17 protein-coding genes are annotated in these 17,917 nt (G+C 49.0%); all 17 read left to right on the plus strand.

All coding sequences use genetic code 11. The features are described from left to right. Positions 1-49: 49 nt before the first annotated feature. The 17 genes from AC1DLI_RS28090 to ftsH all read left to right on the plus strand — a co-directional run bounded on the left by AC1DLI_RS28090 (position 50) and on the right by ftsH (position 17,720). A complete protein-coding gene (locus tag AC1DLI_RS28090) occupies positions 50-172 on the plus strand; it encodes a hypothetical protein (protein ID WP_477608034.1) in 123 nt (40 codons plus the stop codon). A gap of 296 nt (positions 173-468) precedes the next feature. Continuing rightward, positions 469-1,011: a stage V sporulation protein T gene (gene spoVT / locus AC1DLI_RS28095; RefSeq protein ID WP_477608036.1), complete on the plus strand. Its 543-nt coding sequence runs from the start codon at positions 469-471 to the stop codon at positions 1,009-1,011. A 166-nt stretch (positions 1,012-1,177) separates the two neighbouring features. Further along, the gene (locus AC1DLI_RS28100) at positions 1,178-2,938 is read left to right on the plus strand and encodes a polysaccharide biosynthesis protein (RefSeq protein ID WP_477608038.1); all 1,761 of its coding nucleotides are present in this window, start codon (positions 1,178-1,180) and stop codon (positions 2,936-2,938) included. Positions 2,939-3,149: 211 nt separating this feature from the next. Beyond that, entirely contained in the window at positions 3,150-4,643 is a 1,494-nt protein-coding gene (gene yabN, locus AC1DLI_RS28105; protein ID WP_477608040.1) for a bifunctional methyltransferase/pyrophosphohydrolase YabN, read from the plus strand. A gap of 183 nt (positions 4,644-4,826) precedes the next feature. After that, positions 4,827-5,099: an HU family DNA-binding protein gene (locus AC1DLI_RS28110; protein ID WP_053373361.1), complete on the plus strand. Its 273-nt coding sequence runs from the start codon at positions 4,827-4,829 to the stop codon at positions 5,097-5,099. 3 nt (positions 5,100-5,102) lie between these two features. Continuing rightward, on the plus strand, positions 5,103-5,387 hold the full coding sequence (locus tag AC1DLI_RS28115) for an RNA-binding S4 domain-containing protein (RefSeq protein ID WP_477608042.1): 285 nt from the start codon (positions 5,103-5,105) through the stop codon (positions 5,385-5,387). Positions 5,388-5,580: 193 nt separating this feature from the next. Further along, positions 5,581-6,324, plus strand: a complete 744-nt coding sequence (locus AC1DLI_RS28120) for a hypothetical protein (RefSeq protein ID WP_477608044.1) — start codon at positions 5,581-5,583, stop codon at positions 6,322-6,324. A gap of 163 nt (positions 6,325-6,487) precedes the next feature. Then, the gene (gene yabP, locus AC1DLI_RS28125) at positions 6,488-6,775 is read left to right on the plus strand and encodes a sporulation protein YabP (RefSeq protein WP_308998598.1); all 288 of its coding nucleotides are present in this window, start codon (positions 6,488-6,490) and stop codon (positions 6,773-6,775) included. Beyond that, entirely contained in the window at positions 6,772-7,380 is a 609-nt protein-coding gene (gene yabQ, locus AC1DLI_RS28130; protein WP_477608046.1) for a spore cortex biosynthesis protein YabQ, read from the plus strand. The genes yabP and yabQ overlap by 4 nt, the downstream gene beginning before the upstream one ends. Positions 7,381-7,388: 8 nt before the next feature. After that, the gene (locus AC1DLI_RS28135; RefSeq protein WP_477608048.1) at positions 7,389-7,697 is read left to right on the plus strand and encodes an FtsB family cell division protein; all 309 of its coding nucleotides are present in this window, start codon (positions 7,389-7,391) and stop codon (positions 7,695-7,697) included. Positions 7,698-7,845: 148 nt separating this feature from the next. Further along, a complete protein-coding gene (locus AC1DLI_RS28140) occupies positions 7,846-8,367 on the plus strand; it encodes a S1 domain-containing RNA-binding protein (RefSeq protein WP_477608050.1) in 522 nt (173 codons plus the stop codon). Between the two features lie 501 nt (positions 8,368-8,868). Continuing rightward, positions 8,869-11,361, plus strand: coding sequence for a stage II sporulation protein E (spoIIE, locus tag AC1DLI_RS28145; RefSeq protein WP_477608052.1), 2,493 nt, complete (start codon positions 8,869-8,871; stop codon positions 11,359-11,361). Between the two features lie 590 nt (positions 11,362-11,951). Then, positions 11,952-12,677, plus strand: coding sequence for a vWA domain-containing protein (locus AC1DLI_RS28150; protein WP_477608054.1), 726 nt, complete (start codon positions 11,952-11,954; stop codon positions 12,675-12,677). Then, the gene (locus AC1DLI_RS28155; RefSeq protein WP_477608056.1) at positions 12,661-13,584 is read left to right on the plus strand and encodes a protein kinase domain-containing protein; all 924 of its coding nucleotides are present in this window, start codon (positions 12,661-12,663) and stop codon (positions 13,582-13,584) included. Before AC1DLI_RS28150 ends, AC1DLI_RS28155 begins: the two co-directional genes overlap by 17 nt. 36 nt (positions 13,585-13,620) lie before the next feature. After that, positions 13,621-15,033, plus strand: a complete 1,413-nt coding sequence (gene tilS, locus AC1DLI_RS28160; RefSeq protein ID WP_477608058.1) for a tRNA lysidine(34) synthetase TilS — start codon at positions 13,621-13,623, stop codon at positions 15,031-15,033. Between the two features lie 51 nt (positions 15,034-15,084). Continuing rightward, complete coding sequence (gene hpt, locus AC1DLI_RS28165; RefSeq protein ID WP_477608060.1) at positions 15,085-15,624, plus strand: hypoxanthine phosphoribosyltransferase; 540 nt, start codon at positions 15,085-15,087, stop codon at positions 15,622-15,624. Positions 15,625-15,722: 98 nt separating this feature from the next. Continuing rightward, positions 15,723-17,720, plus strand: a complete 1,998-nt coding sequence (gene ftsH / locus AC1DLI_RS28170) for an ATP-dependent zinc metalloprotease FtsH (RefSeq protein ID WP_477608062.1) — start codon at positions 15,723-15,725, stop codon at positions 17,718-17,720. The last annotated feature ends 197 nt before the right edge of the window (positions 17,721-17,917 follow it).

Genomic DNA, 17,917 nt, shown 5'->3' on the forward strand with positions numbered 1-17,917 from the left:
GCATTTTGCTTGGCGGAATCCTTTGTAACGAAATATAGGAGGGATAATGATGATGAAACAACAACGTTTTCTTAGGGTACTCGGCATCATTGTAATCGCCATGTTTTTTCGACATCCTGCAGCTCTTTCCGGAGCGGCAGGATGTTTTCTGTTTAAAGGACCGAAAAGCTGAATGCGGGTCGAATTACGAAATGAATATTTCCCGCATGCAAGCAAAAGGGAGAAATGGGGAATGCTGAAAATGGATAATAAGGAAGCGGAAACGCGGGGGCTAAGTGAGTGTTCGGCGGCCTTTTCAAAAAGAGATGGAACGTTTGGCTAGAACTGTAATCCGTGCATAAGAATTTGGGAGCGGATGAATACTATGGTCAGATTCAAAATCTTTTGAAGGATGTTTCTTCTTCGTTATAAACAAGCTGCAAGAATCCAGTCGATTCAAAATCCTCTAGGAAAGCGGGGCAACAAGAAATGAAAGCAACTGGAATTGTACGTCGCATCGATGATCTCGGGCGTGTGGTGATTCCGAAGGAGATCCGCCGTACACTGCGTATTCGCGAGGGTGACCCTCTAGAAATATTTGTAGATCGTGATGGCGAAGTGATTTTGAAAAAATATTCTCCTATCGGCGAGCTTGGCGACTTTGCGAAAGAATATGCGGAGTCGTTATTTGAGGGCACAAACCACATTACATTGATCACGGACCGGGATACCATAATCGCTGTTGCAGGTGCCTCCAAGAAAGAACTGCTTGATAAACAGGTGGGTTCCGTGCTGGAGAGCTGTATGGAAAACCGCAAGACGCAGGCTGAAGCAAACGGCGGGGCTTTCGAGATCGTGAAGGATACGCAGGAAACGTACAGCTCCTTCGTTATTGCACCGATCATCGCAGGCGGTGATCCGATAGGTACGGTCGTGCTGCTTAGCAAGGACGATTCTGTAAAAATGGCGAATATGGAAACGAAAATGGCAGAAACGGCTGCTGGCTTTTTGGCTAAGCAGATGGAGCAGTAGCAGCGCGGTTACTTAGCTGCAAGCAAAACTTAAAAAAGCAGAAAAAAGGAAAATGACAGCTTCTTTGATCGAGAGAAATCTCGATTGGGGAAGCTTTTTCAACGTTTGCGATTGTGAGGTATAATAGATACCAATATCAATCGAGGGATAGGCAGGAGTGTGGGGAATGAACCGCAAGCCGGGGAAAAGAGGTCATTCAGCGGAGACGGTGAAAACGGTGGATTTGCCTACTGAGGGCCGGGTTCAGGTTGCACGCAGCTCGAAGCGGCTTTTGACAAATGGCGTTGTGTTAATGGCTGGCGCGGCATTATTATCTAAGCTTATCGGCGTTTTTCAAAAAATCCCGCTGCAAAACCTGGCGGGGGACCGCGTGTTTGGCATATACAATGCGGTATATCCGTTTTATCAGCTGGCTGCAGTGCTCGCAACCGCAGGCTTGCCGACAGCCGTATCGCTGCTCATTGCTGAAAGGCTGCGCAAGGGAGATGATCTGGAAGGCGTTAGGCGAACGTTATACGCTGCGCTGCTGCTGCTGGGAGTAACGGGCATTGCAGCTTTTGGTTTCATGTGGTCTGCGGCAGACCGAGCGGCCGGCTGGATCGGAGATTCTGAGACCGCTGCCGCTATACGCTCCGTTTCGTTCGCGCTGCTATTGGCTCCGCTTGTTGCCGCGCTGAGAGGGTATACGCAAGGGCTCGGGAAAATGGGATTATCAGCTGCTTCGCAGGTTACGGAGCAAATGATTCGCGTGGCTGTGATGCTCCTTGTCCTTGCTTTGGGGTGGTCGGCTGGCTGGGGGGAAGCTGAGGTAGCGGCCGGAGTCATGAGCGGCTCGGCATTTGGGGCAGGCGCATCGCTCACTGTTCTCGCCTTTTATCTATGGCGAGGGCGCAGACGGGAGCGGCTTGCTCCTAAAGCGGGCATGCTGCGGGCAGAGATGAAGAAGCTTGCTGCGATCGCGCTGCCTGTCGCGCTTGGGGCGGTGGTTGTTCCTGTACTTGGCGTTGTGGATGCTTTTATGGTGCCGAGGCTGCTGCAGGCCGGAGGAGCATCGGAAGATGAGTCCTTGGCATTGTTCGGGATATATAGCCGGGCGCAGCCACTTGTACAGCTCGTTGTCATGGTTGCCGGGGCAGCGGCGGCAGCGCTCGTCCCGGGCTTAACGCTCGCTAGAATGCGGGGGGCATACGGACAACTGCGGGTGCAGCTGGCTTTTGTCGAAAGAACAGCATGGGCGATTGGAGCGGCGGCAGCTATTGGATTAACGATGCTGGCTGAGCCGCTGAATATTATGCTGTACGAGAATTCGGCGGGTACATATGCTTTTGCGCTTGTTGGCTTTACCGCGCTCGCGGGATGTGTAAATGCCATTACGGCGCCTGTGCTTCAAGGGCTTGGGGCGGTGCGGATTCCAGCTGCACTGCTGCTTGCGGCGGCTCTTCTCAAGGGTGTATTTAATGCCGTATTGGTGCCTTTGTACGGCATTGAAGGCGCGGCTATCGCGGGTATAGCGGCATTAACGGCGGCGGCATTACTCGGTACGGCCGCGGTCCGTTTTAAGGCGGCTGAAGCGGGGGCATCGCTCGCTGGCAGTTGGGGAGTGCGGCGGAGCGCCGGGGAGAAAAGGCGCCGGCCGCTGCTCGGAAACGCGGCCGCAGGCACGGGCTTTGCGCTCGCGGTGATGGCCGCGGCGCTTGCTGTCGCCGAGCGGGCGATGGGCGCCGCGCTGGGCGGGCTGCCGCCTCGGGCGGCAGCAGCTGCGCTTGCGCTGACGTGCGTAGCCGTCGGCGCTTGCGCCTTTGGCGCCGCGGCTCTGCGCGGCGGCGCTTTAAGCGCGCGCGAATTGCGCGCGTTGCCGGGCGGCGGCGTGCTTGCCGCCCGGTTGCAGCGCTGGCGGCTTATGCCGCGGGCGCCGGAAGAGGGCTAGCTCTGCAGCGGACTTTGCAGAGCGGCATCGCATGATTTCTTTTTGAACAAAAATAAAGTAATATTTGTCATGATGTACAGAATCGTATCGCATGTACGGAAAATACTCGTCATTCGGCGCTCAACATCCTATTTTTGCAGTGGGCCGGCTACATTGGCTTCAACTCAACCATGACCATAAAACCATATATTTTCAAGGAGGCTAAAAAAGGATGGCAACCCCACATCTTACCGTCGTTGGTCTAGGCTCAGGCGATCCGGATCAATTGACGCTAGGCGTTTGGCGCAGGCTGCAAGCGGCAGAGCGCGTTTTTGTGCGCACCGCGCAGCATCCTGCCCTTTCCTTGCTGAATGAAAACGGTATTGCTTATACCTCATTCGACGCGTTATACGAGCAGCATGATTCATTTCCGGATGTGTATAAGGCAATCGCGGAGACATTGATCGCCGAAGCCAAAAGTATGACTGCCGGCGACTCGGCTGCTATTGTTTATGCTGTGCCTGGCCACCCGATGGTAGCCGAACGCACCGTCCAGCTGCTGCGCGAGCAATGCCCGGAAGCGGGCATATCGCTGCAAATTATCGGGGGCGAGAGCTTCCTGGACCAAGCGTTCGTCAGTCTTGGCATTGATCCCATTGAAGGCTTTGCGCTGCTTGATGCCGCGGAGCTGCAGCCTTCTCTCTTGCAGCCGCAGCTGCATACGCTGATTGGCCAAGTGTATGATACCTATACGGCATCCGATGTTAAGCTTGCGCTGATGGAACGTTATCCCGACGATTACGAGGTTGTTGTCGGACATGCACTAGGCGTGGACTCTGAGCAGCAGATTCTTCGCGTCCCGCTTTATGAGCTTGACCGTACACCGGGCTATGGCAATCTGTCGCTCATTTGGGTTCCGCGCTCGGATGATGCGGCGCTTCGGAATCGCTCCTTCGAGCGATTGCATGAGATCGTATCCATCCTGCGCAGCCCTGAGGGCTGCCCGTGGGATCGCGAGCAGACGCATCAGTCGATTCGCAAAAATTTTATCGAAGAGCTGTATGAAGCACTCGAAGCAATTGACAATGATGATCCCGACGGCATGCAGGAAGAATTTGGAGATGTTATCCTTCAAGTGATGCTTCATAGCCAAATGGAAGAAGAGACAGGCGCATTTTCAGTCTATGATGTGATACAATCACTTAACGAGAAGCTTATTTTCCGCCATCCGCATGTATTTGGAGAGCTGGACGCCAGCAATTCACAAGAAGCACTGGTCAATTGGGAACAAATGAAGGTCGAGGAGAAACGGATGAAAGGGACTGATGTGAGCCGCACATCAGTGCTTGATGGTATTCCGCCTGATCTGCCAGCCCTAATGAAAGCTTATAAACTTCAGAAAAAAGCAGCCAAGGTAGGCTTTGATTGGGACGAGCTTGATCCGGTGCTTAACAAGATTGAAGAGGAGCTCGCAGAGCTTCGCGAAGCGATTGCTTCACAGTCCGAAGAGGAGCAGGCCTCAGAGCTTGGCGATTTGTTGTTTGCGGTTGTTAATGCCTCTCGCTTCATCCATGCCGATCCGGAAGAGGCGCTTTCGCGTACGAACAAAAAATTCCGCAATAGATTTGCGTATATTGAGGAGCAGCTTCGTATAAGTGGCAAGCAATTTGACCAGACTGATTTAACAGAAATGGATCGTTGGTGGGAAGAGGCTAAGCGTCAATAATCGTTTTCATTTCGTCATGAATCGCCTTTATTCCGCACCAATCGCAAAAAAATTTCAAATAGCGGCAGGATTTAATTGCTACTAGGCAGAATAAGTATTCTTCGTGAGAGTAAGCATTTGAAGCAACGGCGGCGCTTTAAGCGTCGACCAAAAATAATGGTAAACAATTAGGAGGATTTTATAATGAACAAAACAGACTTGATCAACAACATTGCAGAAAAAAGCGGTTTGACTAAACGTGACGTAGAAGCAGTACTTAACGGCTTCTTGGGCGAAGTAACAGATGCACTTGCAGGCGGCGACAAAGTACAATTGATCGGCTTCGGTACTTTCGAAACTCGCAAACGTGCTGGACGCACGGGTCGCAACCCGCAAACAGGCGCTCCAATCGAAATCTCGGAAGCAAAAGTTCCTGCTTTCAAAGCAGGCAACAAGTTGAAAGAAGCTATCCAATAATTTATGCGATTAGATAAATTTCTTAAGGTATCCCGGCTGATCAAACGCCGTACCGTTGCGAAGGATGTTTCCGAGCAAGGACGCGTATGGATCAATGGCCGCGAAGCGAAAGCTAGCAGCGCTGTAAAAGTCGGAGATGAGCTCCAAATCCAATACGGTCAAAAAATCGTAACCGTACGCGTTGAGCGAATTGCGGAGACGACACGTAAGGATGAAGCCGGAGAGCTGTATACCTTGGTGAAAGAAGAACAACGCCAGCGCGAGAATACGCTCGACTGGGAACAATAGCAATAACAACGAGGCTGCGTACAAGCATAAAAACTTGTAGGCGGCCTTTTTGTTTGGCCCAGGGTTTGAAAACGCCGGCTTTCGCCACAGATGACGGCGACAGCCTTTTACGTTTGTATATGAAAATTTGTTTAGCTTGAAATTTAATGTTTCAATATCGTGAATTTGGTTTATTTATTCGGAGGACTAATCTATGAATCATCTGCAGCTTCCCATTCCCGAGTATCGGCGGAAGGGCTTTTCCTTGCTCAAACATGCGGTAACTCTTTTCTTTCAAAACGGCCTGCCTCTTCTGTTCATCGTAGTCATTATGGCTGTTCCGGTCGAGGCAATCAAAAATTACTATTTTTTTGAACCGTCGGACAGCGAAATCTTTTTTCCGAGCAGCCGGATGGATAACCTGGTTTATTTATTGTTTCTAAGCGCAATAACGCCAATGGTCATACACTTCATTCTTGGTCGGATGAATGCGTCAACCGCAGGTATAAAGGCATCCATGCTATGGGGTTTGCACAAATGGCCGCGAATGATCGTTTATAGTTTTTTGAATGGCGCCATTGTTGCCGCGGGAATTGTGATGTTTGTCGTTCCGGGCTTGTTATTCGCAGTTTGGCTTATGCTGCTGCCGGTCATTGTTTCCGTTATGGATACGTCAAGGATCAATCCGCTGACGGTCTGCCGGGAATTGGCACGCAGGCGTTACTTTAAATTTGTCTTGTATGCGGTAGGAGGTTACGCTGCGTTTGCAGTGTTATTTTTCATTCTGATTGCACTATTCTCCTTCCTGTCGAGTGAATCTTGGATAACAGCTACGCTATTCGATTTATGCTTTGATTGGCTCATTCAGCTGATATCAATCGTGATGCTGTTAGTTTTTCTACAGGTGAAGACGGAAGTGAACGAGCAGGCGCCAGACTCTATTGATCAAGCGGAATAGTTCTAAATCTCGTCCCCGCCCCATAAGCTAGTCTTAAAATATAAGGCAGGATAAGCGTATCGCTTATCGATCTCTTATATTAATAGCGAAACGTATGCTGCGCCGCCGCAGGTCGGCGATAGCCGTTACGCCTAGACATGTTAACGAAGCGGAGGACGAGTCTATGGTTGACCAAGGCAAGGGGCAGAAGCGTCAGGAAGTCAAAATGCTAAATCGCAAGCTGCTGGAGCTTACCGGTGTCGTAAACGTGGAGAGCTTCGACAGCGAGGAGTTTTTACTCGAGACAGAGCTTGGTTACCTGGCGGTAAAGGGCCAAAATTTGCATATGAAGCATCTTAGCCTTGAACAAGGAATGGTCGCAATTGAGGGGCTTGTCCATTCGCTCGCCTATATGGACAGCAATAATGCCTCTTCTAAATCAAAAGGGCTGTTCGGGAAACTGTTTAAGTGACGCTGGGCATGCAGTGGTTGACGATGGCAGTCATGCTGCTGTCGGGCCTTGGCATGGGAACGGTATTCGACGGCTACCGGGTCGTGACGAATGAGCTCAAGTTCCCGCGCTGGTGGCTTCCCGTGCTTGACGTCATCTATTGGATGGCGGCGGCGCTAGTCGTCTTTCGGGTGTTGTACGCCAGCAACAACGGCGAGGTGCGGGCGTACGTTTTTATCGGACTGGCTATTGGCATCGTAATTTATTATTTTTTGTTTAGCAGAATGGTAATCGCAACCGTCAAATGGCTTATTGGGGCGGTGCGGAAGCTAATTACCTTCATTTTGAAATGTTTGGAAATTCTAATTGTGAAGCCGTTGTTATTAATCTACAAAATGGTCCTTGTTATTTTGGCATTTGGGTCCGCACTCACTATTTTCATATTAAAAATTGTGATACAATTAGTCCGTCCGTTTTGGAAATTGTTTGTTTGGATGGTAAGACCAGTAACTCGCCCGCTTGGGCGCTGGTTGTCGCGTTACGCATCCAAATGGCAGTTAGCCGAGAGGTTCAGCAAAATGGGACAACTAATAGCTCGATTGTGGAGCAAATGGTTTAGGAGGTAACACCGCTCATGGCAGCAGCAGTTGATAATAAGGCGCCAGGGAATGCTGGCACAAAACGCCGGTTTAAACTTTGGATGATGTTCATCGTGCTATTTATGGGTTGGGCGGCGTATACGATCTTTGGCCAAATGCAGCAGAAGAATGTTACCGGCGTAAAGCTAACTACAATCCAAGGGCAGATAGAAACTTCTACCAAAGAAACCGAAGCGCTCAAACGTCAAATTGAACGTTTAAACGACCCAGAATATATCGAACAACTAGCAACTAAAGAGCAGGGCATGGTTAAGAAGGGTGAGCAGCAGATTTTCAGTGATTAAATAGGGCTTCAAATCGGGTGAACGTCTGTTGACCTTACTTGAACGGTTCGGTTATAATCACGTTAATAGCGTTTTCGCAAAACTTTTAGCATATGCTTATGAATTCAGTTTTGCTTCGCATAACTTTTAGGGAGGAACATTTTATTTTATGGCAATTGAAGTGGGCGCTAAGTTAGAAGGAAAAGTGACAGGCATTACGCATTTTGGGGCATTTGTCGACTTGTCGGGAGGTGTCACGGGTCTTGTTCACATTTCGGAAATTGCTGATAATTACGTCAAAGACGTGAAGGATCACCTGAAAATCGACGATGTCGTGAAAGTTAAAGTGATCAACGTGGACAAAGACGGAAAGATCGGACTTTCCATTAAGCAAGCCATTGACCGGCCAGAGGGCCAACCAGCGCCACAACAACGCGAGCGTCATAGCGGAGGCGGCGGTGGAAGCACTGGCGGTAGTGGTGGTGGTGGCGAACGTTTCAACCGCGGCGGCGGCGGTGGTGGTGGCGGCGGACGTCCCTTCAACAAGCAATCGTCTGGCAGACCGGCATACGGTAAACCGTCATTCGAGGATAAAGTGTCACGGTTCCTGAAAGACAGCGAAGAGCGCATCTCCTCTTTGAAGAAGAATACGGAGGGCAAACGCGGCGGACGCGGTGCCAAGCGAGTATAAGCTGGATCGTCATAACTCTATACATGGAGCAGAACCTAACCGGTTCTGCTTTTTTTGCGTCTATCGGCAAGGAAATGGCGCATATTTTAGAAAGCGCTTACCAAATGCTGTCGAAGCAGGACAGAAAGCCTGTATATACTGGAGAATGACTGCATTAGCGATGTTTTGGCACGGTCGTTGTCGTTTATAAGCTGCGCCTTTTTGGAAAAAAAATACTTTTCTCTCATCCTCCTTCATTCCCGACACGTTACAACGTCGATTCGCCATCATATGAAAAAAATTCAGCACATAATTTGTTGTCGGCTATATGCGTTACGCTTGTGCTGGAGGCACAGCAAACCTATACGGGGCATGTGTTTGACCGCATGTTGACAACGGTTGCGATGCCATTAATTTTTGTCGGAAAAAATTTTTGAGCGTGTTACGTTAACTGACAAACTTCATGCGGACAACCTCCTATAATGAAAAACACATTACACTCGGAAATGGTGGTGTCTGCTCATGGAAAAGGAAAACACGGTAGTGCTTCCCGGTATGAAACGGACTGGTCTGGCTCAGACGATGATGCAGAAGGGACGGGAATGGGCGGCAGCGCGTCGTTTCATTCAGGTCATTTTGGCCAAAAAGTGGACATTTCTACTCGTAGGTGTAGCTTTCTTGCTAGGAAGAGCGGTAATCCTCGAATCCCTTATGCCGTTTGCCATTGCTTATTTTGCTGTTATTTACTTTATGAGAAGGGATATTTATCCGTGGGTGGCTATATCCCTGGTTGCAGGCAGCTGGCTTGCCGCTGACCCGGCCCCCATGTGGATCGCCATGGAAATTGCGGTGCTGTTTCTGTTTCTGAAGGGACTCGAGGCGTATGAGAAGGCAGAGCTGTCGTCGGCGCCGATTCTGGTATTCGCGTCAACTCTGCTCGTGCAGATGTTTAGCGTATTTATTGGGGACGAGCTTAGCTGGTACAATTTTATGCTCGTTGTGGTGGAGGCGGCACTCGGATTTGTGCTTACCTTAGTGTTCATTCAGGCGATTCCTGTGCTCACGATGACCAAAAAATCAGCCTCGCTCAAAAACGAAGAAATAATTTGTTTGATGATTTTACTCGCTTCTGTCATGACAGGGGCTGTCGGTTGGGTGTTCTACGGCATGTCGGCAGAACACGTGATGTCTCGTTATATGCTGCTGCTCTTTGCTTTAGCAGGCGGCGCACCGCTAGGCGCTTCGGTCGGTGTTGTTGCAGGACTCATTCTAAGCTTGGCTGACTTCGGTGCAGTCGTTCAAATGAGCTTACTCGCTTTTGCGGGATTGCTGGCTGGCCTGCTGCGTGACGGCGGCAAAATGGCAGCGGCTTTCGGAATGTTGCTTGGAACATCGATTTTATCCATATATGTAGGGAGCCAAGCCGATGTGATGAGCTCGACTTGGGAATCGGTAGCAGCCGCGACGCTGCTTATGCTGACACCGCGCAGCATGATTCGTACGATCTCCCGGTACGTTCCAGGAACCAATGAGCATGCCAAGTCGCAGCATGACTATGCGAAGCGGGTTCGAGAGGTGACTGCGGACCGCGTATCACAATATTCGGAGGTGTTTAGCCAGCTTTCCCGCAGCTTTGGGCAGCTCAATAACAATGTAACAACCTTAAATAAGGAGGAAGAGATCGGACACTTTATGAATGCAGTTGCTGAACGCAGCTGTGCCAGCTGCCACAGGCAAAATGCTTGCTGGGAGGATAAGTTTTTTCACACCTACAAAATGATGACGGATATGATGACGGTCGTGGAGGAGAAACGTGTGCCGTCTGCTAAAGAAATACCGAAGACTTGGTCAGCGCACTGCGTCAAATCCTCGCAGGTGCTAATAGACATGAGCCAGCAATACGAGCTATATCAAAATAATATGCACTGGAAGAAACAAATATACGACTCCCGTCAACTTGTGGCAGACCAGCTGCAAGGCGTGTCGCAAGTTATGGAAGATTTAGCTAAAGAAATTAAAAGAGAGGGGCAAACGCTGCACTTACAGGAGGAGCAAATTCGGGAGGCGGTGGAAGGACTAGGGTTATCTGTTCAGGGTATTGATATTGTGAGCCTGGAGGAGGGGAATGTGGATATAGAGGTGTATCATTCGTTTGGGCAAGGCTACGACGAATGCCGAAAAATTATTGCTCCGCTGTTAAGCGACATCTTGGGTGAGCATATCGCAGTAAAATCTGAGATTCCCCCAACGAGAAGCGGTGAGCCGACGCTAGTTGCATTTGGATCGGCGAAGCAATATGAGGTAGAGACAGGTATTGCAGGCGCCGCCAAGGGAGGAGATTTGCTGTCAGGAGACAGCTTTAGCATGGTTGAGCTTGGAAACGGTAAGTTTGCCGTCGCGATTAGCGATGGAATGGGGAATGGCGAGCGGGCGCGGCAGGAAAGCAGTGCGGCGTTATCGATTCTCCAGCAGCTGCTGCAATCCGGAATGGATGAGAAGCTTGCAGTAAAATCTGTGAATTCCGTGCTCTTATTGCGTTCATCCGATGAAGTATTCGCTACCGTCGATTTGGCGATTGTGGATCTCTACACAGCGCAAACGACGTTTATGAAGATAGGCTCTACTCCGAGCTTTATAAAACGAGGAAATGAGGTCATTCCAATTACTGCAAATAACTTGCCTATCGGAATTCTTCAGGATATTGATGTCGACTTTGTATCCATGCAAATGCAATCGGGCGATACCCTTGTCATGATGAGCGACGGCATTTATGATGCGCCTGGCCTCGCGGTTAACAAGGAGCTCTGGATGAAGCGCATTATTAATGAGCTTGAAACGGATAATCCTCAGGAGATGGCAGATGCGCTGCTCGAGAAGGTGGTGCGCCACCATAATGGAGAAATTGTTGATGATATGACGGTGCTTGTTGCGCGCATTGATAAGCATTTGCCGGAGTGGGCATCATTCCGCTTCCCTGGCGTAACGCGCATGGAGCGTCCAAGGACGGTGAGCTGATCCTATTTTAAAGCCATGCGGATTGAACGTTAGAACGGTGAGCTGGCGTTTATTCTATCGTGTGGGTATTTAGCTATAGCCCTTTTGTCCGTCGGCTGAGTTGGAGCTGGCGGTCATGGGGCTTCTTTTTTGATTGGCAACGCACAAAAATTCTAATTATTTCTAATTACCCCTAAATTGAACCAATGAAACGGCGGGGTAAGTTCTTTTGACTACATACTGCTAGAACGATGAATGAGATTGGAGGTTTTGTTTTACATAACGTAACTGCAGGGTAGGTGTCCGTAGGCAGATTGGTGTTTATCTATCTTTTTGCTAGACTAGCTGTTTAACCCTCTTAAAAAAGGCAAAGCTAATAGAAAGGCTGAGGCGAAGCCTGTGCTTACGAAGCTGTGTTTGTTACACAAACACGAAGCCTGCGCTTACGAAGCTGTGTTTGTTACACAAACACGAAGCCTACGCTTACGAAGCTGTGTTTGATTCTCAAACACTAAGCCTATGCTTACGAAGCTGTGTTTGATTCTCAAACACTAAGCCTATGCTTACGAAGCTGTGTTTGTTACTCAAACACTTTAGGAGGGTAAACGATTATGAAACAAATATTGTTGATTACGGATGGCTGCTCCAATGTCGGGCTCAGTCCAGTAGTGGCGGCTGCGCATGCGCAGTCGGATGGGATTTCGGTTAATGTGGTAGGCGTGCTGGATCATGGTGATGTAGGTGAGCTGGGCGCTGCGGAGATCGACGAAATTGCGCGTGCGGGCGGCGGGCTAAGCAGAATGGTAAATATGCGGCAGCTCTCGCAGACCGTGCAGATGATGACACGCAAGACAGTCGTGCAGACGATCCAGCTAGCCGTGCAGAAGGAATTGAAGCAAGTTCTTGGCAATGGATCAATTGAGGCGCTGCCGCCAGAGAAGCGCGGAGATGTGGTGCGCGTAATCGATGAGCTGGGGGAAACGTCGCGCCTGCAAGTGGCACTGCTCATTGATGCAAGTGCAAGTATGAAGCCTAAGCTTGCGGCAGTAGAGGAAGCTATACGTGATCTGATGCTAAGCCTTCAAGCAAGACAAGGAAAAAGTGAAATATCTGTTTTTCATTTCCCTGGCTCAAGGCATGGTGATGATTGTGTAATGGATTTAGACTGGACGAGTCACCTTAACGGCGTGCATGCTATTTTCCCGAAACTGCAAATGGGTGGAACGACACCTACTGGCCCTGCGATTATGCAGATTGTTGATTTTTATCGTAAGGGCGATTATGGTAGACAGAGCAGAGACGAAACGGATGGGATGATGAGTGACTACGTCGTTTAAGGTTGATCTTCGCCGGGGCACGGTGGTGACCGGCAAGTGGAAGCAAGGGCGGTACAGGGTAGAAAGGTTGCTTGGGGAGGGCGCAAACGGTAAAGTATATCTCGTACAGCGTGATCGCAGCTGGTTTGCGATGAAGCTTGGCATGGATGCGCTTGATCTTCAATCCGAAATCAATGTATTGCAATCTATCGCAAAGCAGAAGCAGCACGGACAGGATTCCTACCTTTTTGATGTGGATGATTTGTATGGTCCGGATGGAAAGGAATATCCCTTTTATATTATGCGCTATGTGCTTGGTGCCAAGGTGAATGAGTACTTGAAGCAGCAGGGATCGGAATGGTTTCCGCTCGTTGGCTTGAATCTGCTGGGTAAGCTGACGAAGCTGCATCAAGCGGGCTGGGTATTTGGCGATTTGAAGGTTGAAAACGTGCTGGTAGCTGACTATGGGCATGTTGAGCTTGTTGATTATGGCGGTGTGACAGCGGTAGGTAAGGGCATTCGCCAATTTACTGAAATCTATGACCGCGGCTACTGGAACGAGGGCTCGCGGTCGGCTGATCCGAGCTACGATCTTTTTTCCTTTGCAGTGCTCTGTATACAGCTGCATGAACCAAAGCGTCTGCATCAGCTGACCGCGGAGCTTTTACCGCAAAATCGATCCGCAATCGAGCTAATGCAAATTGTTGGAACGAGCGAGGCGTTAAAGCCGATTGCTGGCTGGCTGCGGAAAGCTTTTGCGGGACAATTTACGGATGCGGGCGACGCAGCTGCGGCATGGCGTTTATTAATGCATAGGCGTGATACGCATATGCCCTCTGCAACACCTGGATGGTTGAAGGGGCTTGCGGTTGCATCTGCAGTGCTGCTAGGAACATCGGTATATTGGCTGCTGCGTAACGTATTATAGCAGCTTGGAACGGGAAATGAAGGTGAGGTACTACCTATGAATCTGCAAATCGAACTTGAGAAAGCGGCTGTAGAGCGCAGGCTTTGGTCAGCCGGCGATTGTATCGTAGTGGCAGTTTCCGGCGGACCGGATTCAATGGCGCTTTTACATATGCTTTCAACAATATCAAAGGAAAGCCATTTATCCATAATAGCGGCTCATGTGAATCACGGATTTCGAATAGAGGAATCTGCGCATGAGCTGATGGTCGTTCGGGATTTCGCGGAACGGCTAGGGGTGATTTGTGAGACTGTGACGCTCGATATGCCCGCATATATAGAAGAAACGCGCATGAATGGACAGGCTGCCTCCCGCGAGAAGCGTTACGCTTTTTTGCATGAAATTGCAGCACGGTATGGAGCTGGGAGGATTGCGCTTGCCCATCATGCGGATGATCAGGCCGAAACGGTGCTTATGCGCTTAATTCGCGGAACAGGATTAACCGGGCTGGCTGGAATGCTTAGCAAAAGAAGAGAAAAAAACGTGGAACTTATTCGCCCGCTGCTTCGTATGAACAAGTCAGACCTTCTGCGTTACTGCGAAGACTATCATATTCCTTACTGCACGGACAGCAGCAACAAGGAACGCCATTATTTCCGAAATATTATTCGGCTAGATATTTTACCGTATCTGTCCAAGCATAATCCGCAGCTGTCCCAATCGCTTCAGCGCCTTGCAGAAGTAGCGGGGGCGGAGGATGAGTGGATGGAGAAACAAACCGAAGCGTTATTTGCGCAGCTCGTTACTTTATCCCCCAATGAATGCGCGATTAGCTGCATCGATTTGCACGGTCTCCACGTCGCTTTACAAAGGAGATTGATTAAACTAATATTAAGTTATCTTTCTAAGGAAACGGAAAAGATATCCTTCGAGCAGATTGAGACGATGAGGATTGCCGCTTCCGCACATGCGCCTGCAACTTGGCGAATCGACGCTGGAGCCGGAATTCGCTGTGCTCGAGAATACGATAGGATGCGATGGATCAGTGAATCGCAGCTTGCGTTAACTGAAACAAGCGCCTATTTGTACGAGGTGGGTAAGGAAACAGCTGAACTTGCGGTCGAGCCATGCGGGTGGGCATTTGAGATTGTCCACGCTTCGGCGGTAGACAGCCGTAAGCCAGTATCGCGTTACGAGGCCATCTTCGATGCATCGGAGTTATCGTATCCGCTTGTCGTTCGAAATCGACGTCCGGGGGACAGAATTCAGGTTTTAGGATTAAATGGCTCAAAAAAAGTGCAAGATATGTTCGTTGATGAGAAAATCGCACCGCTGAAGCGGGAGCTTTATCCTTTGCTGTTCGATGCAGCTGGGAGGTTGCTCTGGATTCCGGGCATTCGAAGATCAAGTCATGCTCTGACGGATGCGCACACTAAAGACGTGTTGTTCATAAGGGCAGGCAACGAATAAGGAGCACTGGTACACTCATAAACATAGTTAAGGCGTAGGGGGATTTCTACTTTGCAGAATGATATTCAAGAAGTATTGTACGACGCGCAGCAAATTGGTGATAAGGTAAAAGAGCTTGGCGAAACACTGAGCAAAGATTTTAGCGGGCGTAATCCGCTCGTTATTTGTGTATTGAAGGGCGCGTTTATTTTTATGGCCGATTTGGTCAAAGAAATAACAGTACCGCTTGAAATTGATTTTATGGCCGTATCCAGCTATGGGCAATCCACGAAGTCATCTGGCGTAGTTAAAATTATCAAGGATCTTGATGTTTCGGTCGAAGGCCGCGATGTTCTGATCGTCGAGGATATTATCGATAGCGGGCTAACGCTCAGCTACTTAATTGATGTTCTCGAACGTCGAAACGCGAAGTCTGTTACAGTTGTAACCTTGTTCGATAAACCGGCGCGCCGCACAGTTGAACTGGAAGCGGATTACAAAGGCTTTACGCTGCCGGACGAGTTTGTTGTCGGTTATGGACTGGATTTTGCGGAAAAATACCGTAATCTACCTTATATTGGTATTTTGAAACCGCAGGTCTATGAAAAATAGCAGCGATTCACCCGTACATGCCCTTCTCCGTATACCTCTATTGTTATGGAAAGTCATGATATGGTAAAATATTTTAAGCGTCTGAGAGGAGGTTGGGGATGAATCGGATCATCCGTAATACTGGTTTTTATTTAATTATCTTTTTGGTGACCGTTGGGATTTTTCAATTTATCAGCAGCCAAAATGACACGACAGTTGGATTGCGATATGACGAGCTTCGCGCTGCGGTTGAATCAGGCAATGTTAAGGAACTGAGTGTTAAGTATGAGAATCAAACTTATTTTGTTTCTGGTAAATATAATACAAAGCCTGCAGGCGCAGAAAGCGATCAATTTGTATCGAGGGTCAGCGTCAAAGCAGAGGAGAAGATCCTCGCTTGGCAGGAGCAATTCGGTTTTAAGCTAGAGAGCAAGGAAATGGACCAGCCAAGCATTTGGCTTACATTCCTCACCTCCATTATTCCGTTTGTCATTATTTTTGTCCTGTTCTTCTTCTTAATGAATCAAGCGCAGGGCGGCGGCGGCAAAGTCATGAACTTTGGCAAGAGCAAAGCGCGGCTTTATGATAATGAGAAGAAACGGATTACATTTGAGGATGTTGCAGGCGCTGACGAGGAGAAACAAGAGCTCGTAGAGGTTGTTGACTTCTTGAAGGATCCGCGTAAGTTCAATCTGGTAGGCGCACGTATTCCTAAGGGCGTATTGCTTGTGGGTCCTCCGGGTACAGGTAAAACCTTGCTTGCTCGTGCAGTAGCAGGGGAAGCGGGCGTACCTTTCTTCAGTATCTCCGGTTCTGATTTCGTAGAGATGTTCGTCGGTGTCGGCGCATCCCGTGTACGTGATCTTTTCGAGAACGCGAAGAAAAACGCACCATGTATCATTTTTATCGATGAGATTGATGCTGTAGGACGTCAGCGTGGCGCTGGTCTTGGCGGCGGACATGATGAACGTGAGCAAACGCTCAATCAATTGCTTGTTGAAATGGATGGATTTGGCGCTAACGAAGGTATTATTATCATTGCGGCAACAAACCGTCCGGATATTCTGGATCCAGCCCTTCTCCGTCCAGGCCGTTTTGACCGTCAAATTACGGTTGACCGTCCAGACGTGAAAGGCCGCGAAGCTGTATTGAAAGTACATGCTCGCAATAAACCGCTTGCTAAGGACGTTAAGCTTGAGATTATTGCCAAGCGTACGACAGGCTTCAGCGGCGCTGATCTTGAAAACTTACTTAACGAAGCAGCGCTTCTGGCTGCTCGTCGCAATAAAAAAGATATCGCTATGGTTGAGGTTGATGATGCGATTGACCGAATCATTGTCGGTACGGAGAAGAAAAGCCGTGTCGTTAGTGATCGTGAGAAACGAATTGTCGCATACCATGAAGCGGGACATACCATTGCAGGCTTCTTCTTGGAGCATGCGGATATGGTTCATAAAGTTACGATTATTCCTCGCGGCCGCGCAGGCGGATACGTCATCATGCTTCCGAAGGAAGACCGTATGCTTGTCACCAAGCAGGAGCTGCTTGATAAAATTACCGGTTTGCTTGCAGGCCGTGTAGCAGAAGAGCTGTTCATTGGCGAAATCGGTACAGGTGCTTACAGTGACTTTAAACAAGCGACTAGCATCGTGCGTGCTATGATTATGGAATACGGGATGAGCGATAAGCTTGGTCCAATGCAATTTGGCAGCTCGCAAGGTCAGGTATTCTTGGGCCGCGATATCGGCCATGAACAAAACTATTCCGATGCGATTGCATATGAGATCGATCAAGAAATGCAATCCATAATTACGGGATGCTACGATCGCGCGAAGAAGCTATTGTCAGAGAAGAGCAAGGAAATGCACTTGATTGCTCAAACGCTGCTTAGCGTGGAAACGCTCGAACTCGAGCAAATCAAACGTTTGGTTGAAACAGGTTCTTTGGATGGCAGCCCGTCTTCTGATGCAACTACAACTGAACCGATTACTGAGCCGATTGTTGAAACGATTGGCGATGTGAAGGTACGCATCCAAACTCGTGAACAGGATGAAGCGAAAGATCCAGTAGTCCTGGAGAAGCGCGATAACGCAGAAGATCCGGACAAGAACGAGTAGATTTCTGATATTAATGGCTAGCTATAGTCGTCCTGCTGCTTGTAAGAAGTGGCAGGACGACTATTTTTTTCTTTATTAATGTTCGGATTTAGCCTATAATACGGGTATAAACCATTAGCGAAAAAACAAAAAAGCTAACACGATGGTTTATATTTTTTGGCCATATGTTACATAAATGTTACACGATTGTAAATTTG

It is taken from the genome of Paenibacillus sp. 01T443 (assembly GCF_056398325.1).